We start from the raw sequence: 25,953 nt of genomic DNA, 5'->3' as shown, positions 1-25,953 counted from the left end.
CGGCCCGGGAGAGCTCGTCCGGGGCTCGTCAGAACCTCTCCTCGGCCCGGCTCACCGGTCTACTGTGGACGCGTGGCACACCGCGACGTCCTGGGAATCGTCCTCGCCGGTGGCGAGGGCAAGCGCCTCATGCCCCTGACCGCCGACCGCGCCAAGCCCGCCGTCCCGTTCGGCGGCGCCTACCGCCTCGTCGACTTCGTCCTGTCCAACCTCGTCAACGCCGGCTACCTGAGGATCTGCGTCCTCACCCAGTACAAGAGCCACTCGCTCGACCGGCACATCACCACGACCTGGCGGCTGTCCACGCTGCTGGGCAACTACGTCACCCCGGTGCCGGCGCAGCAGCGCCTCGGCCCGCGGTGGTACACGGGCAGCGCCGACGCGATCTTCCAGAGCCTCAACCTCGTCTACGACGAGAGCCCCTCCTACGTCGTGGTCTTCGGCGCCGACCACGTCTACCGCATGGACCCCCAGCAGATGGTCGACCAGCACAAGGCGTCCGGCGCCGGCGTGACGGTGGCCGGGATCCGGGTGCCCAAGGAGCAGGCGAACCAGTTCGGCGTCATCGAGACCAGCGACGGGCGCACCATCAACCGGTTCGTGGAGAAGCCGTCGGACCCCGTGACGATCCCGGGCGACCCGGACCACGTGTACGCGTCGATGGGCAACTACGTCTTCACCACCGACGTCCTCGTCGAGGCGCTGCGCATCGACGCCGGCGACGACGGCTCGGTCCACGACATGGGCGGCAACATCATCCCGATGCTCGTCGAGCAGGGGATGGCCGAGGTCTACGACTTCGCTGACAACGTCGTCCCCGGGTCGACCGACCGCGACCGCGGCTACTGGCGCGACGTCGGGAGCCTCGACGCCTACCACGACGCCCACATGGACCTCGTGTCCGTGCACCCGATCTTCAACCTGTACAACCGCTACTGGCCGATCCTGTCGCACCTGCCGCCGCTGCCCCCCGCGAAGTTCGTCGAGGGCGGCAACAGCCATGAGTCGATGGTCGGCGCGGGCTCGATCATCGCCGGCGCCCACGTGCGCAACTCCGTGCTCTCCTACGACGTCAACATCCGGGAGGGCGCGTACGTCGAGGGGGCCGTGATCATGCCGGGCGTGCGCATCGGGCGCGGCGCCGTCGTGCGGCGGGCCATCCTCGACAAGAACGTGCAGGTGCCGGACGGCGCGCAGATCGGTGTGAACATGGACTCCGACCGCGAGCGCTACACCGTGAGCCCCGGCGGCATCATCGTGGTGGGCAAGGGCCAGAAGGTCGAGGTCGGGTGACCCGACCCGTCGCCGTCGTCACCGGTGGTGGCGGCGGCCTCGGCCGGGTGCTGGTCGACCGGCTCGACGCCGAGGGCTTCGACGTGCTGCCCGTCGACGTGCTGGGCACCGAGCGGGTGCTCGACGTCACCGACGCGGCCGCGTGCCGCGCCCTGGCCGACGAGGTGCGGCCGCGGGTGTGGGTCAACAACGCGGGCGTGCTCGGCGCCGGCGACGCCGCGACGCAGCCGGACGAGGTCGTCGAGCGCGTGGTGCGGGTGACCCTGCTCGGCGTCCTCCACGGCACCCGCGCCGCGGTGGCGAGCATGCGGGCGCACGGCGGCGGCCACGTGGTGTCGATCGCGTCGCTGGCGTCGTGGGTGCCGGTGCCGGGCGAGGCCGTCTACGCCGCGGCCAAGGCCGGGGTGCTGTCGTACACGCTGAGCCTGGCCGCCGAGCTGCGCGCTCAGGGCGTCGAGGACGTCCGGCTCTCCGCGGTCTGCCCGGACGGCATGCTCACCCCGATGGTCACCGACGTGCTCGACGACGACGCCGTCGCGATGTCGTTCACGGCTCCGCGGCTCACCACGCCGGAGGAGGTCGCCGACCGCGTGGCCGAGCTGCTGCTGCACCCGCGGCTGGTCAGCAGCGTGCCGCACTGGCGCGGCGCGCAGGTGCGGCTGTTCGCGGCGGTCCCGGACGCGATGCTGCGGGCGGCGCCGGTCTTCGCCCGGATCGGCCGGGCCAACCTCGAGCGGGCGCGGGCTCAGGCGCGACGCGGCTCGTCGCGCAGGTCGACCACCGAGCCGCCGTCGGCGTAGAGCAGGGCGTGGTCGCGCGCCTCGGCGCGGGCGGTCGAGCGGTGGCGGCGCGCGGTGCCCACCCAGCCGCAGGTGCACGAGGCCCGGGTGAAGCGGCCGTCGGTGACGGTGACCTCGTGCGCGACCGGGCCCGGGCTCACCGGGGCGGGCGCGGCCGTCGCCGGGCGCGCCTCCACCTGGCTGCGGTCCTCGGGCCGTGTCGGGGTCACGTCGGCAGAGTAGGGGCACCCTGAACGGTCATGCAGGGCGGACCCCACGATTGGTGGCAGATCCGGACCGGACGGACACGGGGCGCGCCGAGGTCCTAGGTCGCAGGTCCCGGCCACCCCGGAACGGGCTCTCGGCGGTCGCCCGACGACTGGCCGGCTCAGCCACCGAGCGCGGAGGCGAACGAGCGGGCGTGGGCGGGGGCGGAGACCGTGAACGGGACGCCGAAGTCGGAGAAGTCCACCTGCACGCTCTCGGCCACCTTCTTGCCCGAGACGGTGACGGTGAGCTTCTCGGAGACGCGCACCACGTGCTGGGCGCCGTCGACGTACACCTCGATCGGCACCGGGTCGGAGCCGAGCGCGTCCTTGAGGGCCGCGGGGGCGGAGGCACCGACCTTGCCCAGGATGGCCGACGGCGAGACCTCGCCGTGGAAGTGGGTGGTGGCCACGCCGTTGACCTGCTCCGGACCCACCTCGGTGACGGTGCCGAGCGAGCGCAGCACGGACAGCACGTCGGTCGCGGACGTGCCGGACGCGGGGCCGGACAGGCCGAGCGACTGGAGCGCGCTGTCGGGCATGGTGAGCCAGCCCTTGGGCAGGCCGGGCATCCCGGTGATCTGCACGTACACGTGCGAGCCCACGACGAGCTCGTGCATCGACACCCCGGCCCCGCCGACACCGGGCAGGGTCATCGTGAGGTCGGCCTTCGAGCCGTCGAGGGCGGTCTTGCCGGTCGCGGTCATGGTCTGGTCGACCCCGCCGAGCGACATCACAGCCTTCATGTCGACGGCCGCCGTGCCGGACTTGGCCGTGGTCGTGGCCGCGGTGAGCACGACGGCCCCGGGGTCCGCCGCGGCTGGGGTGCTGCCCTGGTCGGCCTGGGCCGCCTGCTGCGTGCCGCAGGCGGCCAGCACCAGCGCGGACAGGAGGGCGAGCGCCCCGGTCGTGGCGGAGCGTGCGCGTGACATGACCGACCCCCGTGCATCGCGGCGCGACCCTCGCGCCGGTTCCCGGGAAGTGTCACACGCGGACGGGCCCGGGTCGTCCCCCGTTCGGCCCGCCGGCACGGTCCGTGACGCATCCGGTACCTGGCCGGACGTCGACCGGCCCGGCCCGCAGCCGCCCCGGTCCCGGCGGCCGGCGGTCAGGACTCGACGTCGACCACGGCCTTGCCGGACAGGCGCGGGGCGAGCCACTGCCCGAACTCCACGTGGGCCGGGTGCTGCTGGTAGGCGCGCAGGCCGTCGACGTCGTCGTGGGTGCTCACCAGGACGACGTCGGCCGCCCCCGGGTCGCCCAGGGAGTCGGTGCCGACGAACCACGTGCGGATCGCCTCGATCTGCGGCTCGAGGGCCCGCAGCCGGGCGACGCACTCGCCGGCGTCGGCCTTGTCGGCGAAGGTGAACGAGACGACGTGCGTGATCACAGGGGCTCCTCCGGGGTCGGCGGCCAGGCTATAGCGCCCCCGCGGACCGCACGTCACGGGTGAACCGGTCGCGTCCGGGCCGGGGAGACGACCGTTCCACCAGTGGCGTCGGGCTAGCGTGGGGCCGTGGACCCTCGGACGGCGGACGTGCAGGTGGTGGAGGTGTCGGCCCGCGACGGCCTCCAGAACGACCCGGCCGAGCTGTCGACCGCACAGAAGGTCGAGCTGGTGCGGCGCACCACCGCCGCCGGGCTTCGCCGCCAGGAGGTCGCCAGCTTCGTCAGCCCCACCCGGGTGCCGCGGATGGCCGACGCCGAGGCCGTCGTGGCGGCCCTCGCGGACGACGCCGACCGCGACGCGGCGGCCTACATCGGGCTGGTGCTCAACGTGCGCGGCTTCGAGCGGGCCGCCGCCACCCGCCTCGACGAGGTCAACCTCGTCGTGGCCGCGAGCGACGCCTTCACCGAGCGCAACCAGGGCATGACCACCGACGCCGCGGTCGCGACGGTGGAGCAGGTGGCACCCCTGGCCCGGGCTGCGGGCCTGGTGCCCACCGTGACGGTGTCCACGTCCTTCGGGTGCCCGTTCTCCGGCGAGGTGCCGGTGGACCACCTCGTCGCGCTGTGCGAGCGGCTCGCGGCGTCCGGCGTCGAGGAGCTCGCCCTCGCCGACACCATCGGCGTGGCGGTCCCCCGCGACGTCGTCGAGCGCGTGCGCAGGGTGCGTGCGGCCACCGGGGACGTGCGGCTGCGCGCGCACTTCCACAACACCCGCAACACCGGCTACGCCAACGCCCTCGCGGCCTTCGAGGAGGGAGTCGCGGTGCTCGACGCGAGCCTCGGGGGGATCGGCGGCTGCCCGTTCGCGCCGCGCGCCACCGGCAACATCGCCACGGAGGACCTGGTGTACCTGCTCGAGCGCTCCGGCGTGCGCACGGGTCTGGACCTCGACGCCCTCATCGCGGCGGGGGAGTGGCTGGGCGAGGAGCTGGGCCGACCGACCCCGTCGCTGGTGGCCAAGGCGGGCGGCTTCCCCACGGGGGAGTGAGCGTCGCCGGCGGATCAGCCGAAGCGGCCGGAGATGTAGTCCTCCGTGGCCTGCTGCGTGGGGTTGGAGAAGATCACCTCGGTCGGCGCGATCTCGATGAGCCGGCCGGGCTGCCCGACGCCCGCGAGGTTGAAGAACGCCGTCGTCTCGGACACCCGCGCCGCCTGCTGCATGTTGTGCGTGACGATGACGATGGTGAAGCGCTCCTTGAGCTGCTCGATGAGGTCCTCGATCGCCAGGGTCGAGATGGGGTCGAGCGCCGAGCACGGCTCGTCCATGAGGAGCACCTGCGGCTCGACCGCGATCGCGCGGGCGATGCACAGCCGCTGCTGCTGGCCGCCGGAGAGGCCGGAGCCGGGGCGGTCGAGGCGGTCCTTGACCTCCTCCCAGAGGTTCGCGCCGCGCAGGGAGCTCTCGACGATGTCCGCGAGCTCGGACTTGCTGCGGCGCTTGCCCTCGAGCTTGAGCCCGGCCACGACGTTGTCGAAGATCGACATCGTCGGGAACGGGTTGGGGCGCTGGAACACCATGCCTATCGTGCGCCGCACGTTGACCGGGTCGACGTCCGAGCCGTAGATGTCCTCGCCGTCCAGGGTGATCTTGCCCTCGACGTGCGCGCCGGGGATCACCTCGTGCATCCGGTTCAGGGTGCGCAGCACGGTGGACTTGCCGCAGCCCGACGGGCCGATGAACGCGGTCACCGAGCGGGGCTCCACGGAGAAGGTGACGCCCTCGACCGCCTTGAAGGAGCCGTAGTAGATGTCGACGTCGGTGGCGTCGATCCGCTTGGCCATGGACTGTTCCTTCAGTGTCGGGTGCTGGTGGGGCGCCGCGCGGTCAGCGCTTGACCCCGGTGAACCGGGCGATGATCTTCGCTGCTGCGTACAGGATGACGATGAGCAGGACCAGCACGAGCGCGCCGCCCCACGCCCGCGCGATCGAGGCGTCGGTGCCGCGGGTGAACTGGTCCCAGATGAACGTGGGCAGCGAGGCCTGCGGACCGGTGAACGGGTTGGTGTTGATCGACTGCGACAGGAAGGTCGTGAGCAGCAGCGGCGCGGTCTCGCCGGCGATGCGGGCCACCGCGAGCATGGCCCCGGTGATGATGCCGCCGAGCGCGGTGGGGAGCACCACCTTGAGGATCGTGCGCCACTTGGGGATGCCCAGGGCGTACGACGCCTCCCGGAGGTCGCGCGGCACGATGCGCAGCATCTCCTCGGTGGACCGCACGACCACCGGCAGCATGAGGATCGTCAGCGCCAGAGCCGCGGCGAAGCCGCCGCGCGGCAGGCCCAGGGTGAGCACGAACGCGGTGTAGATGAACAGGCCGACGACCACCGAGGGGACGCCGGTCATCACGTCGACGAAGAAGCTGATCCAGCGCGCCAGCCGCGTGTTGCGGGCGTTCGGGGCGTACTCCACGAGGTAGATGGCAGTCATGACGCCGAGCGGGATGCCGATGAGCGAGGCGATCAGGATCTGCTCGAGCGTCCCGATGATCGCGTGGTAGACGCCACCACCGGGGTGCAGGGCCGACACGTTGCGCATCGACGTCATGAGGAACTCGTAGGAGAAGACCTGGAGTCCCTTGACGATCACCGTGCCGAGGACGAACACGAGGGGCGCCAGGGCGATGAGGAACGTCGCGTAGACGCCGGTGGTGGCCAGCCGGTCCACCGCGTGGCGCCGTCCCTCGACGGCGAAGCTCCAGCCGGTCTGGGCCGCGAGGAAGATGACCACCGCCACCACGAGGGTGCCGGCCACGCCGTCGACCGAGGTCGTCACGTTGAGCAGCAGCGCGAGCAGCAGCGAGCCTGCGGCGAGCGCCGGCACCGCCCAGCGCGGCAGCTTGCCGCCGGCGAGCGCGCGGTGCAGGAGGGCGTCGGACACGGCGCGCTCGTCGTCGCTGGTCCGGGACATCAGTTGGCCCCCGAGAACTCGGCGCGGCGGGCGATGATCAGCCGCGCCGACATGTTGACCGCCAGCGTGATCACGAACAGCACGAGGCCGCTGGCGACGAGCGCGGACAGGCCGATCGGCCCGGCCTCGTTCCACCGCAGGGCGATGTTGGCCGCGAAGGTGTTGCCGCTGGGCTCGGTGATCTGCCAGTTGATGTCGTAGGACGCCGAGAGGATCAGGGCGACGGCGATCGTCTCGCCGAGCGCGCGGCCCAGCCCGAGCATCGAGGCGGAGATCATGCCCGGCCGGGCGAACGGGAAGATCGACATCCGCACCATCTCCCAGCGCGTGGCGCCGAGGGCCAGGGCGGCCTCGATGTGCGCGCGGGGAACCTGGACGAAGACCTCACGGCTGATGGCCGAGACCGTCGGCAGGATCATGATCGCCAGCACCACGCCGGCGATGAAGATCGACTTGGTGTAGAGCCCGAGGTCGTTGCGGAACAGCGGGATGAAGCCGAGGTAGTCGTTCATCCACTGGGTGAGCCCCTCCATGTGCGGCGTGAGGAAGAGCAGGCCCCACATGCCGAAGATGATCGAGGGGACCGCGGCCAGCAGGTCGGTGACGAAGCCGAGCGTGGCGGCGAGGCGGCGCTCCGCGTAGTGCGCGATGAACAGCGCGATCCCGATGCCGACGGGCACCGCCAGGAGCAGGGCGATGGCCGAGGTCATCAGGGTGCCGAACGTGAGGGCGGCGATGCCGAAGACCGCCGGGTCGCGGTCGGGGAACCAGACCAGCGTGGTGAAGAAGTTGGCCGTGTTGGCCTGGAAGCTCGGGATCGACTTCCAGACGAGGAACGCCGCGATGGCGCCCATCGTGACCAGGATGAGGATGCCGGCCAGGCGGGACGAGACGGAGAAGACGCGGTCGCCGATCCGGACCGAGGCGCCGCGGATCCCCGTGTCGGAGCGCGGGGTCGGCGGGCTGCTGGTCGTCTCGGGTGGGGTGCTCATCCGGGGACCGCCGTGGAGTCGTGGAGTGGCCGAGTACCTGTCACGAGTCGTCGGGGGCGGGCGACGGGCGCCCGCCCCCGACGACAGTAGCGTGCGTCAGGAGATCGCGGAGATGGCGGTCCGCACCTTCGTCAGCAGGTCGCCCGTGATCGGCACGTAGCCGGCGTCGGTCAGCTTCGCCTGCGCCTCGTCGCTCGCCGTGTAGGTGAGGAAGGCCTTGGTGAGCGGCAGGGCGTCGGAGCTGAGCCCCTTCTCGCAGGTGATCTCGTAGGTCACCAGCACGGCGGGGTACCCGGCGGTCGACTTGTAGTCGATGTTGAGCACGATGTTGTTCCCGCTGCCGGTCACCTGCGCCGCGGCGAGGGTCTTGGCGGCGTTCTCCGAGGTGCCGTCGACCGGGCCGGCCCCGTTGTCGATCGCGGCGGTGTTGAGCTTCTTCTCCTGGGCGAAGGAGAGCTCGACGTAGCCGATCGAGTTGGGGGTCGACGCGAGCGAGGCGCCCACGCCGTCGTTGCCCTTCGAGCCCTGGCCGCCGGGGGCGGACCAGTCCTTGGCGTGGCCGTAGGTCCACACGCTGGGGGCGGTGGCGTCGAGGAACTTGGTCCAGTTGTCGGTCGTGCCGGACGAGTCGCTGCGGTGGAACTGCGCGATCGTGGCGTCGGGGAGGGTGACGCCGGGGTTGGCCGCGACCAGCTTGGGGTCGTTCCACTTCGTGATCTTGTTGGACCAGATGCCGGCCATGATCTCGGGGGTGAGCGTGAGCTTGCTGACGCCCGAGACGTTGTAGGCGGCCACGATGGCGCCACCCACCATGGGGATGTTGATGGCCGAGCCGGTGGAGCAGCGCTTGTCGGCGTTGGTCTGGTCGTCGCCCTGGATCGCCGAGTCGGAGCCGGCGAAGGCGGTCTGGCCGTTGATGAAGTCGGTGATGCCGGCGCCAGATCCGACGCCCTGGTAGTCGACCGTCGCGCCGGTGCAGGCGGTCTGGTAGCCGTTGATCCACTCGGTCATGGCGTTCAGCTGGGCGGTCGAGCCGGAAGCCTTGATCGAGCCCGAGGCGCAGTCCGCGCCGGCGATCTGACCGCCGGCGGCGCTGCTCGAACTCGTGCCGGCGTCCGAGCCGCACGCGCTGAGCAGGACGAGCCCGGCGACGGCGGCGGCGGCGAAGCCCGCCTTGCGGGAGAAGGTCACCCTGTCCTCCGATGAGGTGTTCGACGTTGTCGTGCTGACGACGCGGACGCTAGGAAGCGGGGTTGACCTGGACGGGGGCGCTCGGTGAACGACAGGTGAACGACAGGCGTACAGATGGCGACACGGCTGCAGGCGGTCGTCCCGCGGTGACGCTCCGGAACGCCGCAGGCGCCGCGCTCAGGGGTCGAGACGGTCGACGCCGGCCAGCACGCCGTCGGGGGTTCGGTGCAGCACCAGCGCCGCGCCCGGCTTGAGCCGGGGGTCGAGGGCGTCGGCCATGTGCCCCTTGCGCCGGTCGACGTCGAGCGCGCGGGCCAGCGTGCGGACCACGATCGGGAGCACCGGCCGGTGGGTGCACCACACCGCGGCGCCGTCGGCGGCCAGCAGTCGGTGCACCGTCTCCTCGGTGGAGGCCGGGTCGTGCTCGCACCCCTCCTCGCTCAGGCCGTGCTCGAGCCGGACGTCGACCCCGCGGGAGGCGGCGTACGGCTCGACCGTGGCCCGGCAGCGGTCGGCGTCCGAGCTCACGACCGCGTCGAGGTCGTAGGCGGCCAGCAGGTGCACCAGCGCGGCGGAGTGCTCGACCCCCTCCGGCGCCAGCGGGCGCCGGGCGTCGTCGTCCGCGTCCGGGGAGCCGGACTCGCGCCAGGCGGCGCGCTTGGTGGCCTCGGCGTGGCGCAGGACGACGGTCGGCACCGTGTCCGGCAGGGCGAGGGCGGCCTCGACGAGCTCGTGGTCGTCGGGGGAGGTCAGCAGCGCCAGGGCCGCCTTGCGGCGCAGCCACCGCACCTCGTCGACCTCGTCGTCGGGGTCGCGGGGCTTCTGCGAGAGCACCGTCGCCCGCCAGTACCGGACCCGCTTGGGGACGCCGGCCACCTCGTAGCGGCGGTGGCCCAGGGCCGGCCCGAGCGCCACCAGGGCGCCGGTCTCCTCGAGGGCCTCGCGGACGGCGGCGACCTCGTGGCGCTCGCCCGGGTCGAGCTTGCCCTTGGGCAGCGACCAGTCCGACCGGTGCGGGCGGTGCACCACCGCCACCTCCGGCCCGTCCGGGCCGGGCCGGACGAGGACCACCCCGGCGGCCTCGATCAGGTCTGGCATGGGTCGATCCTCTCAGCCCCCCACGGCCCGCCGCAGGTCGCGGTGGCGGGCCCGCGACTCGTGCCAGAGGTGACGGGCGGTCCGGTGCGCCTCCGTCTCGCGGCTGCGGGTCTGCGCCACGAAGACGCCGCAGGCGAAGGCCTCGCCGGCCGAGAGCGGGCTGGTGGTGTCGTCGACCCGGTCGAGCACGAGGGCGCGCTGGATGGCCGCGTCCTGGGCCGCGCCGAGCGGCTCGGTGAGCGTCGACCACAGCACCGCCAGCTCGCGGCACTCCGCGCCGAGTGCGGGGGCGCACACCTCCGCCGCGTAACGGGCGCGCTTCGCCGCGATCCGGGCGCTGTGCCAGGCGGCGGCGTCGTCGCCCGGGCGGAGGGGGTCGAGCAGCCGCTCGGCCCGGTGGTCGGCGTGGCGCAGCCGGGGAGCGAGCACTCGAGCGGCGCGCCGGCCCGCGGCGGCGGTGAAGCGCGGTGCGCGGGCGAGCTCCACGAGCGCGAGGCGCAGCGCGTCGGCCCGCGGCGAGCGGAGGGTCTCGGCCGCCGTGGCGACCGCCGAGACCCGTCGCGAGCGCAGCCACGGCAGGAGCACCTCGCCGTAGCCGGAGGCGTCCTCGGTGTCGGCCTCGAGCGCGGCGATGAACACCTCGAGGTCGCGCGCGGGCGCGAGGGCCCCGGCGTACGCGGAGAGCTCCGGGCGCAGCCGCGCGGAGCTGTCGTCGTCGAGCAGGTCGCCGTAGATCCGCAGCCCGGAGCGCAGGCGCCGGGCCGCCACCCGGGCGGCGTGCACGGCGTCGTCTCGGTCGTCCGGCACACCGGAGTCGGCCTCCAGCAGCGCCGCGGTCTGCCGGCGCAGGTGGGCGCGCACCACGACACCGGCGGTCGAGCCGGCGGTCACGGGGGTGGGCGGCGGCAGGAGCACCTCGACGTCCTCGCGGGGGAGCGCGCCGAGGGCCGGCGCGGCCGGAGCGGCGTCGAGCGCGGGCGTGGGGGGAGCGGGGTCGATCGCCGGCGGGACCTGGCCGAGCCCGGACGTCGTCGTCCGGGCCGCGCGGTCCTCCGCCGAAGGGCTCACGGGACCTGGCTCGACCGCCGCCCGTGCCGGGCGATGAGCGTCTCCTGGACGTCGACCAGGGCGGCGCCGTCCTCGCCCCGGTGGACCCGCGTCCACGTGCCGTCGGACCCGAGGTGCCACGTGCTCGTGCCCGGGTCGAAGGCCAGGTCGAACAGCTCGCTGAGGGTGCGGGCGTGCGCCGTGGAGCCGAGCCGCACCAGCACCTCGATGCGCCGGTCGAGGTTGCGGTGCATGAGGTCCGCCGAGCCGATCCACACCTCGGGCTCGCCGCCGTTGGCGAACTCGAAGACCCGCGAGTGCTCCAGGAACCGGCCGAGCACGCTGCGGACCCGGATGTTCTCGCTCAGGCCCGGGACGCCGGGTCGCAGCGCGCAGATGCCGCGCACCCACACGTCGACGGGGACGCCGGCGGCCGACGCGCGGTAGAGCGCGTCGATAGTCGCCTCGTCCACGATCGAGTTGCACTTGATCCGGACCCGGGCGGGCCGGCCGGCGTCGTGGTGCTCGACCTCGCGCTCGATCCGCTCCACGAGCCCGGACCGGATCGAGTGCGGCGCGACGAGCAGGCGGTTGTACTCCGTCTCCATCGAGTAGCCGGACAGCACGTTGAACAGCCGGGCCACGTCGTCGCCGACGTCCGGGTCCGTGGTGAGCAGGCCGACGTCCTCGTAGAGGCGGGCCGTCTTGGGGTGGTAGTTGCCGGTGCCGAGGTGGACGTAGCGGCGCAGCCGGTCGCCGTCGTCGCGGACGACCATGGACAGCTTGCAGTGCGTCTTGAGCCCCACGAGGCCGTAGACGACGTGGCAGCCGGCCTCCTCGAGCTTGCGCGCCCAGTCGATGTTCGCCTGCTCGTCGAAGCGCGCCTTGATCTCGACGATCGCGAGGACCTGCTTGCCCTCCTCGGCCGCGGCCACGAGCGCGTCGACGATGGGGGAGTCGCCGCTGGTGCGGTAGAGCGTCTGCTTGATGGCCAGCACCTTGGGGTCGGTGGCCGCCTGCTCGAGGAAGAGCTGGACGCTCGTGGAGAACGAGTCGTAGGGGTGGTGCAGCAGCACCTCGTGGTCGCGCATGGCCTCGAGCACGTCGGGCGGCGAGGCCGTCTCCACCTCGGAGAGCTCGCGGCTGGTCCGCGGCAGGAACGCCGGCAGCTTGAGGTCGTCGCGCGGGAGCCGGTCGATCGCCCACAGGGCCGTGAGGTCGAGCAGGCCGGGGATGCGCACGACCTCGCCGGTGCTGATGCCGAGCTCGCGCACGAGCAGGTCGAGCACGTGCGGGTCGATGGTCTGCACCACCTCGAGCCGCACGGGCGGCCCGAACCTGCGGCGCATCAGCTCGCGCTCGAGGGCGAGCAGCAGGTTCTCCGCGTCGTCCTCCTCCACCTCGAGGTCCTCGTTGCGGGTGACCCGGAAGGTGTGGTGCTGGAGCACCTCCATGCCCGGGAACAGCTCGCCGAGGTGGGCGGCGATGACGTCCTCGAGCGGCACGAACCGCTGGTGGCCGACGACGACGAAGCGCTCGAGGATCGGCGGCACCTTCACGCGGGCGAACAGCTCGGTGCCGGTCGCGGGGTTGCGCACCACCACGGCGAGGTTGAGGGAGAGCCCGCTGATGTAGGGGAAGGGGTGCGCCGGGTCCACCGCCAGGGGCGTGAGGACCGGGAAGACCTTCTCGCGGAAGAAGCCGCTGAGCTCCTCGCGCTCGGCCGGCGAGGCCTCGTCCCAGCGCAGCAGGTGGATGTCCTCCTGCTCGAGCAGCGGCAGGATCCGCGAGTGGAACAGCTGCGCGTGGCGTCCCATGAGCTCGGCGCTGCGGCCGTGGATGCCCTCGAGCACCTCGCGGGGCATGAGCCCGCTGGCCGCCCGCACCGCGATGCCGGTGGCGATCCGGCGCTTGAGGCCGGCGACGCGCACCATGAAGAACTCGTCGAGGTTGCTCGCGAAGATGGCCAGGAACTTGGCGCGCTCGAGAACCGGCATGCTCTCGTCCTCGGCGAGCTCGAGCACGCGCTCGTTGAAGGCGAGCCAGGACAGCTCCCGGTCGAGGAAGCGGTCCTCGGGGAGCTCCGGCGGCGCGGAGGGCTCCGTGGACGTGGCGTCCCCGGCGGACACCTCGGTGGTCATGGGGCACACGATGCCAGACCCCGACGGGTCGAGGAGGGTCGGCGGGTGGCCGCCGGGCGACGCTCCGGCGACCTCCGGGTGCCGGAATCGGGCGGTGCGGGGACGGGCCGGTGGGCGCCCGTGGGTCCGGCACCGGGGGCCCGGGTCAGACGGCGAACTCCACGTCGACGTCCCAGTGGGTGAAGCCGAGGCTCTCGTAGAGCGCGATCGCCGCGGTGTTGGACGCGTCGACGTAGAGCATCGCGTCGGGCAGGCCGAGGCTGCGCAGGTGGGTGAGCCCGGCCAGCGTGAGCGCGCGGCCGAGGCCGCGCCCGCGCTGCGCCGGGTCGACGCCGACGACGTACACCTCGCCGATCGGCTCGTGCCCGTGGTGGGTGTCGTCGTGGCCGTGCTCGTGCGGCTGCTCGCCCTCGTGGGCGTGCGTGTGCTCGTGGCCGGCGTGGTGCGGGTCGGCGCCGTGCACCTTGGTCCAGTGGAAGCCGACCATGCGGCCGTCGTGCTCCTCGTCCTCGGCGACGAGGAACCCCTCGGGGTCGAACCACGGCTCGGCCATCCGGGCGTGCAGGTCCTCGATGGTCCAGCCGCCCTGGTCGGGCAGGTCGGTGAACGCGGCGGCGTTGAGCGCCACCCACTCCTCGTCGTCGAGCCCGGGCAGGAACGAGCGCAGGCGGATCCCGTCGGGCCAGACCGGCTCGGGCAGGGCGGCGTACAGCGAGCGCCGCATCTGGTGCAGCGTGCGCGAGCGGTGGAAGCCCAGCGACTCGGCGAGCGAGGCGGCGCCACTCAGCTCGCCGTGGGCCCACAGGCGCAGCCGGCCGTCCGGCGACTCCGCGACCAGCCGCTCGACGAGCAGCCGGCCGATGCCGCGCCGGCGGAAGCGCGGGGCCACGGCCAGCTCGGCGCTCGCCCCCGCGACGAGGTCGGTGACGTCGAGGTGCCCGTAGGCGGCGAGCTCGTCGCCGACCCGGCCGAGCACGTGGCGCACGTCGACGTCGCCGCCGTGGCGGAGGTGGAGGGTGACGTGCTCGGAGAGCGGGCGGATGCCGTCGGCCTCGGTCACCCGCTCGACCAGCACCCCGACGTCGGTGACGTCGGCGTCGGCGAGGCGGCGCAGCACCTCCCAGCGGACGTCGAGGGCCGGGGCGGGTGCGGTCACCCCCCGACCTTAGGCCGACGGCGGCGGTCCGGCGGCCCGGGGCGCCCTAGCCGACCGGTACCTGAGCGGGCACCGTCTCGTCGCTGCGCGGTGGCGTGACGACGAACCGGTAGCCGACGTTGCGGACCGTGCCGATGAGCGCCTCGTGCTCGGCGCCGAGCTTGGCGCGCAGGCGACGGACGTGGACGTCGACCGTGCGGGTGCCGCCGAAGTAGTCGTAGCCCCAGACCTCCTGGAGCAGCTGGGCCCGCGAGAACACCCGGCCGGGGTGCTGGGCGAGGAACTTGAGGAGCTCGAACTCCTTGTAGGTGAGGTCGAGGACCCGGCCGCGGACCCGGGCGGTGTAGGTCGCCTCGTCGATGCTCACCTCGCCGGAGCGGATCTCGTCCGGGACGCCGTCGTCGGTGGCGCGCGCGAGGCGGCCGATCGCCAGCCGCAGTCGCGCGTCGACCTCCGCCGGGCCGGCCGTCTCGAGCACGACGTCGTCGACGCCCCACTCCGCGTTGACGCCGATGAGCGCGCCCTCGGTGGTGATGAGCAGCACGGGGACGTCGACGCCCGTGGTGCGCAGCAGGCGGGTGAACGACCGCACCTGGGGCAGGTCGCGGCGGCCGTCGACCAGGATCGCGTCGCACTGCGGGGCGTCGAGCAGCGCCGTGCCCTCGGCGGGCAGCACGCGCACCTGGTGGGACAGCAGACCGAGCGCGGGCAGCACCTCGGAGGACGGCAGCAAGGCGTTGGTGAGGAGCAGGAGCGTCGACACGGGGGCCTCCCTCGGTCGCCGGCGCCGGAGCCGGACGGTCTCACCGGACGTCGTCGTCCGCGATCTGGTCCGCGCGAGCGGGCGGGGGGACCCTCCCGCAAGCACGGAAGGACCCGGCGGCGTCATCGCCCGGATCCTTCAGGGGGCAGACTAGCGGACGTGGATCTGCGACCGTCGTCCCGGCGTCCCTCGATGCCCCGGCCGTCGCGCACCGGCACGGTCCTGACCGCGGACGGCGAGCGGATCTCGGTGGCGCACGACCGCGCCGTGGGGCCGGCCGCGGCCGACGACGACCGGGTCGCCTTCGTCCTCGCGCACGGCTTCACCGGCGGGTGGCGGCGTCCCGACGTGCGGGCGATCGCCGGGCGCCTCGCCCGGGCGGGCGACGTCGTCTCCTACGACAGCCGCGGCCACGGCGCGTCGTCCGGGCTCACCACCCTCGGGGACTCCGAGGTGCTCGACCTCGACGCGGCGGTGGGCTGGGCGCGGTGGCTCGGCCGGGCTCGCGTGGTGACCGTGGGCTTCTCCATGGGCGGCAGCGTGGTGCTGCGCCAGGCGGCGCTCGCCGGAGCGCGCGAGCGTCCCGAGGCGGTGGTGTCGGTCAGCGCCGCGGGCTTCTGGTTCTACCGGGGCACCCCGCCGATGCGGCTGCTGCACCGGGCGGTCGAGACCCCGCTGGGCCGGGGCGTGCTGCGGCTGGGGTTCCACACGCGGGTGACCGACCAGCCGTGGGAGGAGCCCTACCCGCTCTCGCCGTCGGAGTCGGCGGCCATGATCGCGCCGCTGCCGCTGCTCGTGGTGCACGGCGACCGCGACCTCTACTTCCCCGTGGAGCACGCCCGCTCGATCGTGACGGCGGCGGCGCAGGGGGCGCGCGAGCGCGGGGTGGCGGACCGCACGCGCGAGTGGATCGAGCCCGGCGTCGGGCACGCCGAGTCGGCGATGTCCGACGGGCTGGTCGACCGCATCGCGGCCTGGGCGGTCGACGCCGTCCGCGCGCCGGCCGAGGGCCCGCGGTGAGCGGCGCGGTCGCCGTCCGCTACTGGGCCGCCGCCAAGGCCGCGGCCGGCGTGGCGACGGAGTCCTACGACGACGTGGCCGACCTCGCCGCGCTGCTCGACGCGGTGCGCGCCCGGCACGGCGCGTCCTCGACGCTGGCCACGGTGCTGCTGCGCTGCTCGTACCTCGTCGACGAGGTCAGCCCCGGTGCCCGGCCCCACGCTGAGGTGGCGCTCGCGCCGGGTGCGGTGGTCGACGTCCTGCCGCCCTTCGCCGGCGGCAGCGGCCCGCGGCCGGGAACAGCCGGACCCGCCGACGGGTTGGCACGCGCGTGACCGGAGTCGTCGTGGTGCTCGCCGTGCTCGTCCTCGCGACGGCGTTCGGCCTGTGGCGCCGCGCCACCGACGGCGCCCTGCGCCCGGTGGAGATCCCCGCCGACACCCACGACGCGCTGCCCGTCCCGGGCGCGGCGCGCGGTGCGGGCCACGCCCACGAGGGCGACCGGCTCGCGGCCGACGAGCTCGGCACGGCGCTGGGCGAGCGTGCCACGCTGGTGCAGTTCTCCAGCGCCTTCTGCGCCCCCTGCCGCGCGACGCGCGTGGTGCTCGAGGAGGTCTCGGGCATGGTCGAGGGCGTCGTGCACGTGGAGGTCGACGCGGAGTCGCACCTCGAGCTCGTGCGCCGCCTCGACGTGCGCCGCACCCCCACCGTCCTGGTGCTCGACGCCGACGGCCTGGTGCGGGTGCGCGCCGCCGGTGCGCCGCGCAAGGCCGACGTCATCGCGGCCCTCGGGACCGTGGTGTGACCCCGGCCAGTCGACAACCGTTCCTTCTTGCGAACGTCTCGCAGGTAGAGACAACTGTCTCACCATACGGACGGCCCTGGTCGGGCCGGCGGGCCGTCCGTACCCTCGACGCCATGCAGACGGTGGTCCTCACCAAGCGCCGCGCGGTCGACCTGTGCCGCGTGGGCTCCTGCATGTGTCGCACCTCCTGACCGGACGCACCGCGCTGCCCTCGTCGCAGCCCCCTGCCGTCCGGACGCCGCACCCCTGACCGTGCCGCCTCCAGGAGCCCCCGTGACCACGCTCGACACCCGTCCCACCCCCGTCCGCGCCGACGGCCAGGTCGACGCGCGCGGACCGCGCTTCGCCGCGGTCGTCACGACCCTCGTGCTCGCGCTCGTGCTCGTGACCCTCGGCTCGACGCTCTCGCTCGTCCTGCTCGCCGCCCAGACCGCCGTGTTCGCCCTCGGGGCGCTCGTCGGGCTCTCGGCGCAGCCCTACGGCGCCTTCTTCCGCGCCGTGGTGCGCCCCCGCCTCGCGCCGCCCACCCGGTTCGAGGACGCCACGCCCCCGCGCTTCGCCCAGGCGGTGGGCCTCGGCTTCGCCCTCGTCGGCCTCGTCGCGCTGCTCGCCGGCGTCGCCGTCGTCGCCTACGCCGCCGTCGGCCTCGCGCTGGCCGCGGCGTTCCTCAACGCCGCGTTCGACTTCTGCCTCGGCTGCGAGATGTACCTCCTGGGCCGCCGCCTCCTCGGCGCGCGCTCGGCCTCGGCCTGAGCCGCACCCCCGCACCTCCGCACGTCCCTCCCCCCGACATCCGGCGGGCCGGCGCGCCGGCCCGGCCCTCCAGCCAAGGAGAACCCCGCATGAGCCGCACCGACGTCCTCGTGGACGCGGACTGGGTCGACGCCCACCTCGACGACCCCCGAGTGGTCCTCGTCGAGGCCGACGAGGACACCGCCGCGTACGAGAAGAACCACATCCGCGGCGCCGTCCGCATCGACTGGCGCGACGACCTGCAGGACCCGGTCCGTCGCGACTTCGTCGACAAGGCGCAGTTCGAGGCCCTGCTCTCGCGCAAGGGCATCCGGCGCGACGACACCGTCGTGCTCTACGGCGGCAACAACAACTGGTTCGCCGCGTACGCGTACTGGTACTTCACCCTCTACGGGCACCCCGACGTCCGCCTGCTCGACGGCGGCCGCAAGAAGTGGGAGCTCGAGAGCCGCGAGCTCGTGGCCGACGTCGTCGACCGCGAGCCGACGACGTACACCGCCTCGGAGCAGGACCTGTCCATCCGGGCGTTCCGCGACGACGTCCTCGCCGCGATCGGCAGCGCGAACATCGTCGACGTGCGCTCGCCCGACGAGTACGCCGGCCGGCTGCTCGCGCCGGCCCACCTGCCGCAGGAGCAGTCGCAGCGGCCCGGCCACGTGCCGACCGCGGTGAGCGTGCCCTGGTCGAAGGCCGCGAACGACGACGGCACGTTCCGCTCCGACGACGAGCTGACCGCGCTCTACACCGGCGCCGGCCTCGACCTCGGCCGCGACACCATCGCCTACTGCCGCATCGGCGAGCGCTCGGCCCACACGTGGTTCGTCCTGCACGAGCTGCTCGGCCAGCAGAACGTGCGGAACTACGACGGCTCGTGGACCGAGTACGGGTCGCTCGTGGGCGTGCCCGTGCAGCTCGGCGACGCCCCCGGCGACGCCGAGGGGGGTGCGGCCTGATGTGCTCGGCCACCGCCGGCGGCCTGTCGCTCGACGGCGTCGACGTCGCCAAGGAGACCGTGATCCAGGGCACCGTGCTGCGCGACGGCCAGCCCGTCGCCGGCGCCTACGTGCGGCTGCTCGACCGCAGCGGCGAGTTCACCGCCGAGGTGCCCACCAGCGCCACCGGCCAGTTCCGCTTCTTCGCGGCCCCGGGGTCGTGGACGCTGCGCACCCTCGCGCCGGGCGCCACCGTCGACCGCTCGGTGGCCGCCGCCCTCGGGCACGTCGTCGAGGTCGAGGTGTCGGTCTGACGCCGTCGTCACCCTGATCGCCACGAGGCCGCCGTCCCCGAGGGGGCGGCGGCCTCGTCGTGGGACCGGGTCAGGAGCGGCGCGCCTCCTGAAGCGCCGCCTCGGCGGCGCGCAGCCGCGCGGTGAGCCCCTTCATCACCAGGCGCGAGACGCCGTGGTTCTCGTCGAGGATCTGCCAGAAGAGCAGCGGCGAGACGGTGAAGGTCTGGCAGCCGTCGGCGCCGGCGACGATGGTCGCCGAGCGGGGCTGCCCGTCGATGAGGGAGATCTCGCCGAAGTAGTCGCCCTCCTCGAGGGTGCGCACGGGGTTGCCGTGCACGAGGACCTCGGCGGTGCCGGCGGTGATCATCTGGAGACCGGCGTCGTCCTGGCCCTGCGTCACGATCGGCTGGCCCCCCGGGATGCGGCGGGTCGAGCCGCGCGAGGCCATCTCCTCGCGGACGGGCTCGGGCAGCTCGGCGAACAGGTCGACCCTGGCCAGCATGTGCGATGTGGCGGACATGGGCCGGAAGGTAGCAGCCGCCGGACCTGACGGCGGGGGTTGTGACGGTGTCGGTACCGCCGCCGGCGGGCCCGCTCAGTACACGAGCGCCTGCGCGTCCTCGGCCAGGCACTCCTGCACGAACGTCGCCGACCCGGCGATCACGGCGCCGTCGACGAGGTCGTCGGGCCGAACGCCGCGGCGCGCCGCGCACTGCGTGCACACGGACACCCGGCCCGAGCCCAGGACGGTGCGCAGCAGGTCCGCGGCCGGGGCCGCGTGCTCGAGCCCGAGCTCGGGCTCGCGTCCCGCGACGGCGAGCCACACGGCGTCGCCGGTGAGCCACAGCGACACGGCGACGCCGGCGGAGGCGGCCGTGGCCGCGACCGTGAGCGCCTGCGAGAGCCGCTCGGGCGCCTCGGCGCCGCAGGTCGCCTTCACGACGAGGGAACGGGCCACCCGCAGACAGTACGTCGCAGCGCGCCGCGGCCGGATGGGCCGCGCCCGGTCCGGCGACGCGCGGCGTCCGGGCGGGCCGGGGGCGAGGCCATCCCGTCGCCTAGGATCCGACGGTGGCCGAGATCGTCACCACCGTGGTGCTGCTGCTCGCCGTCCTCGCCGTCGTGGGCGTCGCGGGCGCCACCGTCGTCCGGCTCTACCGCGGTCGCGACTGACCGCGCGAGTGCACGCAGAGAGGCCCTCATGAGCTCGCCCGAGATCCCCGAGCCGCTGCTGCCGCTGTCCTGGCTCATCGGCACCTGGGTGGGTGTCGGCGTCGGGGGCTACCCGACGATCGAGGAGTTCCGGTTCGGCCAGGAGGTGTCGTTCTCCACCGACGGGCGCCCGTTCCTGTCCTACGTCAGCCGCTCGTGGCTGCTCGACGACGAGGGCGAGCGGGTGCGCCCCACCGCGACCGAGATGGGGTTCTGGCGGCCGCGACCGGACAACCAGGTCGAGGTGCTCCTGGCCCACCCCACCGGCTACTCCGAGGTGTGGGTCGGCTCGGTCACGGTCACCGGCATCCTCGACGCCCGCATCACCGGGGCGCGGGCCGAGCTGCACACCGACGTCGTGGCCCGCACCGAGTCGGCGAAGGAGTACACGTCCGGCACGCGCCTCTACGGCCTCGTCGACGGCGAGCTGCTGTGGCGCTACGACATGGCGGCCGTCGGCCAGCCCCTCGCGGCGCACCTGTCGGCCACCCTGCGCCCGGTGACGGTCGCGTCGTGACCGAGTGGGAGAACCGGCTGCGCTCGGGCGGCTACCGGATCACCCCGCAGCGCCAGCTGGTGCTCGAGTCGGTGCAGCGGCTCGGCCACGGCACGCCGGAGGAGATCCTCGGCGAGGTCCAGCGCACGGCCAGCGGCGTCAACCTCTCGACCGTCTACCGCAACCTCGAGGTGCTCGAGGAGGTCGGCCTGGTCACGCACGCCCACATCGGCCACGGCGCCCCGACCTACCACTCGGTCGACGACCACGTGCACATCCACCTCGTGTGCGACACGTGCGGGGCCGTCACCAGCCTGGACGCCGCCATCGCCGAGCCGTTCCTCGACGACCTGCGCGACCGCACCGGGTTCGTCACCGACGTGAGCCACGTCGCGCTGCACGGCACGTGCTCCGCGTGCGGGGCGCGCGGCTGAGCCGGGGAAGCATCGCCGTCCCGGCGAGGTTGTGCTGACGTGAGCACCGCTGTGAGCCCGCTGCTGTCGCTGCCGGACGCCTGCCCGCCCCCCGAGGGGTCGGTCGACGCCGGCGTCGCCTGGCACTACGGCGACCCGCACGGCGAGCAGCGCCGGCTGCTGCGCGGCGAGGGCTGGGTCGACCTGTCGCACCGCGGCGTGGTGACCGTCACCGGCCCCGACCGGCTCTCGTGGCTGCACTCGCTGACCACCCAGCACGTCGAGGCGCTCGCCCCCGGCGAGTCGGCCCTCGACCTCATCCTGTCGCCGCACGGCCACGTCGAGCACGAGCTGCACCTCGTCGACGACGGCACCACCACGTGGATCACCGTCGAGCCGGGCGAGGCCGGACCGCTGGTCGACTACCTGCGCTCCATGCAGTTCCTGCTGCGGGTGGAGGTGGCCGACGTCAGCGCCGAGTACGCCGTGGTCGCCGAGCCGGTGGCCGAGCCGCACCCGGACCACCCCACGGTGCTGGTGGCGCCGCAGTTCGGCTCCCTCGAGGCGCAGGACGACGCCGGGCGCCGCTACGTGCCCGTGCGCCCCGACGTGCTCGTGGGGCGCGAGGTGCTCGTCCCCCGGGCCGAGCTGGAGGAGTACGTCGCGGGCCGGCCCGGCGCCGGCACCTGGGCGTGGGAGGCGCTGCGCGTGGCCGCGGCGGTCCCCCGGCTCGGGTTCGAGACCGACCACCGCACCATCCCGCAGGAGGTCGGCTGGGTGCCCTCGGCCGTCCACCTGGCGAAGGGCTGCTACCGCGGGCAGGAGACCGTGGCCCGCGTGCACAACCTGGGCCGCCCGCCGCGGCGGCTGGTGCAGCTGCACCTCGACGGCAGCGCCGACCGCACCCCCGCACCCGGCGACCCGGTGCTGCTCGAGGGCCGCGAGGTCGGCCGGGTGACGTCGGTGGCGCTGCACGCCGAGCTCGGCCCGGTCGCGCTCGCGGTGGTCAAGCGCAGCGTGCCGGCCGACGCTGCGCTGCAGGTCGGCCCGGCCGAGCGGGGTTTGGTCGCTGCCTCGCAGGAGATGGTCGTCACGGCCTGATGCCCCCACGGCGGGGCCGGGTTGGCATGCTGTGCGCTGACACCCGATGGGGGAGGACCCATGACGTACGACCGTCCCGTGACGAAGGCCGTGATCCCGGCCGCCGGTCTGGGGACGCGCTTCCTGCCGGCCACCAAGGCGACGCCCAAGGAGATGCTGCCCGTCGTCGACACGCCGGCGATCCAGATGGTCGTCGAGGAGGCGGCCGCGGCCGGCCTCGACGACGTCCTCATGGTCACCGGTCGCAGCAAGCGCGCGCTGGAGGACCACTTCGACCGGGCGGCCGAGCTCGAGGCGACGCTGGAGGCGAAGGGCGACGAGGAGCGGCTCGAGCTCGTGCGGCGCAGCACCGACCTCGCGTCCGTGCACTACGTGCGCCAGGGCGAGCCCAAGGGGCTCGGCCACGCCGTGCTGTGCGCGCAGCGCCACGTGGGCGACAACCCGTTCGCGGTGCTGCTCGGTGACGACCTCATCGACCCGCGCGACCCGCTGCTCACCCGGATGATCGACGTCCGCCGGGAGCACGGGGGCAGCGTGATCGCGCTCATGGAGGTGCCCGCCGACCAGATCCACCTCTACGGCTGCGCCGCGGTCGAGCCGCTCGGCGACGACCCGGACGTGGTCCGGGTGACCGACCTGGTGGAGAAGCCCGCGGTGGACGAGGCGCCGAGCAGGCTCGCGGTGATCGGCAGGTACGTCCTCGACCCCGCGGTGTTCGCCATCCTCGAGCGCACCGGGCCCGGCCGTGGTGGCGAGATCCAGCTGACCGACGCGCTGTGCGCCCTCGCCACCGGCACCCCCGCGCAGGACGGCGGCGGCGTGCTCGGCGTGGTGTTCCGCGGACGCCGCTACGACACCGGCGACCGGGTGTCCTACCTCAAGGCCGTGGTCCGGCTGGCCTGCGAGCGCGACGACCTCGGCCCGGAGTTCGCCCCCTGGCTCAAGGAGTTCGCAGCCGGGCTGTGAGGCGGGGCCGCGGTCGCCGCGACCCGGCGGCGCACGGCCGCCCGCTCACCCGGACTTGCGCCGGAACTCCCGCTTGACCCCCGCCGCGGCGTGCTCGCCGTGGGCGGCCTCGCGGCCCTCGGGGCCCTGGCCACCGGGGTGGGCGCCGCCCTTCTGCTTGCGCGCCAGCGCCTCGCGGAACTTGGCCTTCACGTCGTCCTGGGCCGCGTCGGCGGTGGCGTCCGCGTCCTGGTGCTCCATGCGCCCTCCTGTCCGGTCCCCCGCTGTCGGGCCAGTCTCCACCCCCGCCGCGGCCGTACGCGACGCGGATCCGCACCCCGGACACCCGTGCGGGTGGCCCGGTGCCCTCAGTCCACCTCGAGCAGCACGGTGATCGGCCCGTCGTTGACCAGGGCCACGCGCATGTCGGCGCCGAACACGCCCGTGGTGACCGGCGCTCCGCGCTCGCGCAGGGCGTCGACCACCGCCGCCACCAGCGGTTCGGCCACCGGCCCGGGCGCTGCGGCGGTCCACGACGGGCGCCGGCCCTTGCGGGTGTCGCCGTAGAGGGTGAACTGGCTGACCACGAGGAGGGGCAGGCCGAGCTCCGCGGCGGAGAGCTCGCGGCGCCCCTCGACCGGCCGGTCGCCGGCGTGGCGGGGCTCGAACACCCGCAGCTCGTGGACCTTCTCCGCGAGGCGGCGCGCACGGGCGGGGTCGTCGTCGTGGGTGACGCCGACGAGCACCACGAGGCCCGGCCCCTCGAAGGAGCCGACCACGGACCCGTCGACCACGACGCTCGCGCCGTCGGCGCGCTGCACCACCGCTCTCACGGGTGCCATGCTCGCAGCGGCGCTGCCGGCGTGGTCGTCGGGTGGCGTGCCCGCACCCGCGCCGGGCGTGCCGGCGCCCGGGGAGCCGGGGGTCAGCGGCTGAACAGCCCGCGCTTCTTCTTCTCCTTCTTGGCCTCCGGGGCCGGCCGCGGGTGGGCGGCCGGGGGAGGAGCAGCGGGGGCCGGGGCCCCGCCGCCGGAGGAGTCGGCGTCGAACCCGCCGCCCAGGCTGGACAGCTCGCGCAGCAGCGCGGCCATGTCGGCCGCCTCGGCGTGACCGCCGCCGGCCATGGCCGGCTCGAGCTCGGGCTCGACGATGCGGGCGCCGTAGGGGTCGTGGTGGCGCGCCGCGGGTGCGGCCGGGCGGGCCGGCTCGGGATCGGGCACGGGCGCCGCGACGAACAGCGGCGCCGCGGCCTCGGCGGCGGCCGGGCCGTCGGGCAGGCCGCCGAGCGACGCGGCGTAGGGCGAGCCCGCGTCGGTGGCGGCGTCCTCGGGGCCGGCGGCCGGGTCGTCGGCAGGAGTGCCTGCGGTGTCGTCGGGGTCCGCGGGCGCGACCGGGGCGGGGGCGACGGCGGCCGCGGCGCGCTCGCCGCCGGAGGCCGCCTCGGCGTCGCGCGCGAGCTCGGTGAACAGGGCGGTGACGGCACGCCGGTCGATCTCGGGCTCGGCAGCGGCCGGCTCGACGACGCCGGTGTGGGCCACGGGCGGGGCGAACGGCTGCCCGACCGGCTCCGCGAACGGCTCGCCCACGGGCTCGGCGAACTGCTGCGCGACGGGCTCGGCGTACGGCTCGCCGAGCGGCTCGGCGGCCAGATCCGTGAGCGTGAGCTCGGGCTCCGGCAGAGCCGCCGGCTCCTCGGCGGGCACGATGAGGGCCGCCTCGGCGTCCGGCTCGTGCTCGCCCGCCAGGGCGAACGGTGCGCCGGGCTCCAGGAAGGGCTCGGCGGGCTCGAGGAAGGGCTCGGTCGGCGCCACGAACGCCTCGGCCGTGTGGTCCACGAACGGCGCGGCGGCGTCCACGAACGGCTCGAACGGCGATGCGGTGTCCGCGAACGCCTCGACCGGCTCGAGGAAGGGCTCGGTCGGCTCGAGGAACGGCTCGGTGGGGGCGAGGAGGGCGTCGACCGGCTCGGCAGGCGCGTCGGCCGGCAGCTCGGCGAGCAGCTCGAGGCTCGGCTCCTCCGCGGCCGCCACGAGCGCGGCCGTCGGGTCGGCGTCGTCGTCGGTGTCGGGCGCGAGCCCCGGGACCGGCAGGTCCATGCCGCGGGCCTGGAGCTCGGCGAGCGCACGCTGGTGCGCCTCGCGCCGCGCCCGCTCCGCCTCGTTCTGCTCGGCCTCGCGCCGCAGGGCCTCGCGCCGCTCGGCCTCCACGCGCTCGGCGGCCTCCTGGGCCAGCCGCTCGACCTCCGCGCGCGCGGCCTCGAGGCGGGCCTGCTCCTCGGCGAAGAGCCGGTCGCGCTCCTCCTGGGCCAGCCGCTCGGCCTCGAGGCGCTCGGCCTCGGCCCGCTCGGCCTCCACGCGCTCGGCCTCGACCCGGGCAGCCTCGCGCTCGGCGGCCTCCCGCTCGAAGCGCTCCTTCTCCTCGCGGAACCGCCGGTCGGCCTCCTCCTGGGCGATCCGCTCGGCCTCCTGCCGGGCCAGCTCCTCGCGCACGGCCTGCTCGGCGTAGGCGTCCTCCTCGGCCCGGGCGATCTCGGCGGCGAGCCGCTCCTCGGCTTCCGCGTACGCGTCCTCCTCGGCCTGGGCGATCTCGGCGGCGAGGCGCTCGTCGGCTTCGGCGTAGGCGTCCTCCTCGGCCTGGGCGATCTCGGCGAGGTGGGCGGCGAGGCGCTCCTCGGCCTCGGCGTACGCGTCCTCTTCCGCCTGGGCGATCTCGGCGGCGAGCCGCTCGTCGGCCTCGGCGTAGGCGTCCTCCTCGGCCTGGGCGAGCTCGGCGAGGTGGGCGGCGAGGCGCTCGTCGGCCTCGGCGTAGGCCTGCTCTTCGGCCTGGGCGATCTCGGCGGCGAGCCGCTCGTCGGCCTCGGCGTAGGCGTCCTCCTCGGCCTGGGCGAGCTCGGCGAGGTGGGCGGCGAGGCGCTCGTCG

29 protein-coding genes are annotated in these 25,953 nt (G+C 74.4%); 13 read left to right on the top strand and 16 right to left on the bottom strand.

All coding sequences use genetic code 11. The annotated features are described in order from the left end of the window. Positions 1-72: 72 nt before the first annotated feature. A complete protein-coding gene (gene glgC / locus GC157_12790; GenBank protein ID MBI1378342.1) occupies positions 73-1,293 on the top strand; it encodes a glucose-1-phosphate adenylyltransferase in 1,221 nt (406 codons plus the stop codon). Further along, on the top strand, positions 1,290-2,093 hold the full coding sequence (locus GC157_12785; protein MBI1378341.1) for an SDR family NAD(P)-dependent oxidoreductase: 804 nt from the start codon (positions 1,290-1,292) through the stop codon (positions 2,091-2,093). The genes glgC and GC157_12785 overlap by 4 nt, the downstream gene beginning before the upstream one ends. Here GC157_12785 and GC157_12780 read toward each other — a convergent pair. The 3 genes from GC157_12780 to GC157_12770 form a co-directional block, all read right to left on the bottom strand. Beyond that, positions 2,039-2,233: a hypothetical protein gene (locus tag GC157_12780; protein MBI1378340.1), complete on the bottom strand. Its 195-nt coding sequence runs from the start codon at positions 2,231-2,233 to the stop codon at positions 2,039-2,041. The two genes, GC157_12785 and GC157_12780, sit on opposite strands and share 55 nt — an antisense overlap. Positions 2,234-2,460: 227 nt before the next feature. Then, positions 2,461-3,270 (bottom strand): hypothetical protein, encoded by an 810-nt coding sequence (locus GC157_12775; GenBank protein ID MBI1378339.1) that lies wholly within the window; start codon positions 3,268-3,270, stop codon positions 2,461-2,463. A gap of 176 nt (positions 3,271-3,446) precedes the next feature. Continuing rightward, complete coding sequence (locus GC157_12770) at positions 3,447-3,944, bottom strand: hypothetical protein (protein ID MBI1378338.1); 498 nt, start codon at positions 3,942-3,944, stop codon at positions 3,447-3,449. Here GC157_12770 and GC157_12765 point away from each other — a divergent pair. Next, positions 3,855-4,775 (top strand): hydroxymethylglutaryl-CoA lyase, encoded by a 921-nt coding sequence (locus GC157_12765; GenBank protein ID MBI1378337.1) that lies wholly within the window; start codon positions 3,855-3,857, stop codon positions 4,773-4,775. The two genes, GC157_12770 and GC157_12765, sit on opposite strands and share 90 nt — an antisense overlap. Before the next feature lie 14 nt (positions 4,776-4,789). Here the strand turns inward: GC157_12765 and GC157_12760 are convergent, their stop codons facing one another. The 9 genes from GC157_12760 to GC157_12720 all read right to left on the bottom strand — a co-directional run bounded on the left by GC157_12760 (position 4,790) and on the right by GC157_12720 (position 15,083). Next, the gene (locus tag GC157_12760; GenBank protein ID MBI1378336.1) at positions 4,790-5,569 is read right to left on the bottom strand and encodes a phosphate ABC transporter ATP-binding protein; all 780 of its coding nucleotides are present in this window, start codon (positions 5,567-5,569) and stop codon (positions 4,790-4,792) included. 43 nt (positions 5,570-5,612) lie between these two features. Beyond that, entirely contained in the window at positions 5,613-6,695 is a 1,083-nt protein-coding gene (pstA, locus tag GC157_12755) for a phosphate ABC transporter permease PstA (GenBank protein MBI1378335.1), read from the bottom strand. Further along, the gene (pstC, locus tag GC157_12750; protein ID MBI1378334.1) at positions 6,695-7,687 is read right to left on the bottom strand and encodes a phosphate ABC transporter permease subunit PstC; all 993 of its coding nucleotides are present in this window, start codon (positions 7,685-7,687) and stop codon (positions 6,695-6,697) included. Before pstC ends, pstA begins: the two co-directional genes overlap by 1 nt. Before the next feature lie 96 nt (positions 7,688-7,783). Next, a complete protein-coding gene (gene pstS / locus GC157_12745; GenBank protein ID MBI1378333.1) occupies positions 7,784-8,878 on the bottom strand; it encodes a phosphate ABC transporter substrate-binding protein PstS in 1,095 nt (364 codons plus the stop codon). A gap of 177 nt (positions 8,879-9,055) precedes the next feature. After that, a complete protein-coding gene (locus GC157_12740; GenBank protein MBI1378332.1) occupies positions 9,056-9,976 on the bottom strand; it encodes an NUDIX domain-containing protein in 921 nt (306 codons plus the stop codon). A gap of 12 nt (positions 9,977-9,988) precedes the next feature. Beyond that, a complete protein-coding gene (locus GC157_12735; protein MBI1378331.1) occupies positions 9,989-11,164 on the bottom strand; it encodes a CHAD domain-containing protein in 1,176 nt (391 codons plus the stop codon). Beyond that, entirely contained in the window at positions 11,041-13,164 is a 2,124-nt protein-coding gene (locus GC157_12730) for an RNA degradosome polyphosphate kinase (GenBank protein MBI1378330.1), read from the bottom strand. Before GC157_12730 ends, GC157_12735 begins: the two co-directional genes overlap by 124 nt. A 145-nt stretch (positions 13,165-13,309) precedes the next feature. Beyond that, positions 13,310-14,281 (bottom strand): mycothiol synthase, encoded by a 972-nt coding sequence (gene mshD, locus GC157_12725; protein ID MBI1378329.1) that lies wholly within the window; start codon positions 14,279-14,281, stop codon positions 13,310-13,312. Positions 14,282-14,366: 85 nt separating this feature from the next. Next, a complete protein-coding gene (locus tag GC157_12720; protein ID MBI1378328.1) occupies positions 14,367-15,083 on the bottom strand; it encodes a DNA-binding response regulator in 717 nt (238 codons plus the stop codon). Between the two features lie 192 nt (positions 15,084-15,275). Here GC157_12720 and GC157_12715 point away from each other — a divergent pair, with 192 nt between their 5' ends. The 6 genes from GC157_12715 (at position 15,276) to GC157_12690 (ending at position 18,886) form a co-directional block, all read left to right on the top strand. Continuing rightward, a complete protein-coding gene (locus GC157_12715; protein MBI1378327.1) occupies positions 15,276-16,103 on the top strand; it encodes an alpha/beta fold hydrolase in 828 nt (275 codons plus the stop codon). After that, positions 16,100-16,417, top strand: a complete 318-nt coding sequence (locus GC157_12710; protein MBI1378326.1) for a MoaD/ThiS family protein — start codon at positions 16,100-16,102, stop codon at positions 16,415-16,417. The genes GC157_12715 and GC157_12710 overlap by 4 nt, the downstream gene beginning before the upstream one ends. Beyond that, positions 16,414-16,887 (top strand): thioredoxin, encoded by a 474-nt coding sequence (locus tag GC157_12705; GenBank protein ID MBI1378325.1) that lies wholly within the window; start codon positions 16,414-16,416, stop codon positions 16,885-16,887. The genes GC157_12710 and GC157_12705 overlap by 4 nt, the downstream gene beginning before the upstream one ends. Positions 16,888-17,160: 273 nt before the next feature. Continuing rightward, positions 17,161-17,640, top strand: a complete 480-nt coding sequence (locus GC157_12700) for a DUF4395 family protein (protein ID MBI1378324.1) — start codon at positions 17,161-17,163, stop codon at positions 17,638-17,640. Positions 17,641-17,729: 89 nt separating this feature from the next. Then, a complete protein-coding gene (locus tag GC157_12695) occupies positions 17,730-18,593 on the top strand; it encodes a sulfurtransferase (GenBank protein ID MBI1378323.1) in 864 nt (287 codons plus the stop codon). Further along, positions 18,593-18,886: a DUF1416 domain-containing protein gene (locus GC157_12690; GenBank protein MBI1378322.1), complete on the top strand. Its 294-nt coding sequence runs from the start codon at positions 18,593-18,595 to the stop codon at positions 18,884-18,886. Before GC157_12695 ends, GC157_12690 begins: the two co-directional genes overlap by 1 nt. A 70-nt stretch (positions 18,887-18,956) precedes the next feature. Here GC157_12690 and GC157_12685 read toward each other — a convergent pair whose 3' ends face one another. Beyond that, complete coding sequence (locus GC157_12685) at positions 18,957-19,388, bottom strand: cyclic nucleotide-binding domain-containing protein (GenBank protein ID MBI1378321.1); 432 nt, start codon at positions 19,386-19,388, stop codon at positions 18,957-18,959. 75 nt (positions 19,389-19,463) lie between these two features. Further along, a complete protein-coding gene (locus GC157_12680) occupies positions 19,464-19,826 on the bottom strand; it encodes a sulfur reduction protein DsrE (protein ID MBI1378320.1) in 363 nt (120 codons plus the stop codon). Between the two features lie 243 nt (positions 19,827-20,069). On the opposite strand from GC157_12680, the gene GC157_12675 reads away from it, so the two are divergent. From GC157_12675 to GC157_12660, 4 genes are read left to right on the top strand one after another with little or no spacing between them, the layout of a single operon-like run. After that, a complete protein-coding gene (locus tag GC157_12675; protein ID MBI1378319.1) occupies positions 20,070-20,597 on the top strand; it encodes a DUF1794 domain-containing protein in 528 nt (175 codons plus the stop codon). Then, a complete protein-coding gene (locus GC157_12670) occupies positions 20,513-21,010 on the top strand; it encodes a transcriptional repressor (protein MBI1378318.1) in 498 nt (165 codons plus the stop codon). The genes GC157_12675 and GC157_12670 overlap by 85 nt, the downstream gene beginning before the upstream one ends. 39 nt (positions 21,011-21,049) lie before the next feature. Beyond that, positions 21,050-22,090: a folate-binding protein gene (locus GC157_12665; protein ID MBI1378317.1), complete on the top strand. Its 1,041-nt coding sequence runs from the start codon at positions 21,050-21,052 to the stop codon at positions 22,088-22,090. Positions 22,091-22,150: 60 nt separating this feature from the next. Beyond that, entirely contained in the window at positions 22,151-23,056 is a 906-nt protein-coding gene (locus GC157_12660; GenBank protein ID MBI1378316.1) for an NTP transferase domain-containing protein, read from the top strand. A gap of 45 nt (positions 23,057-23,101) precedes the next feature. Here the strand turns inward: GC157_12660 and GC157_12655 are convergent, their stop codons facing one another. Next, on the bottom strand, positions 23,102-23,296 hold the full coding sequence (locus GC157_12655) for a hypothetical protein (protein ID MBI1378315.1): 195 nt from the start codon (positions 23,294-23,296) through the stop codon (positions 23,102-23,104). Between the two features lie 107 nt (positions 23,297-23,403). Next, positions 23,404-23,868 (bottom strand): D-tyrosyl-tRNA(Tyr) deacylase, encoded by a 465-nt coding sequence (locus tag GC157_12650; protein MBI1378314.1) that lies wholly within the window; start codon positions 23,866-23,868, stop codon positions 23,404-23,406. Positions 23,869-25,953 lie beyond the last annotated feature (2,085 nt).

This window comes from Frankiales bacterium (assembly GCA_016125335.1).
Lineage (GTDB): Bacteria > Actinomycetota > Actinomycetes > S36-B12 > CAIYMF01 > Longivirga.
The sequence above is the reverse complement of the archived record's forward strand: the minus strand, read 5'-3'. Positions and strand labels throughout refer to the sequence as shown.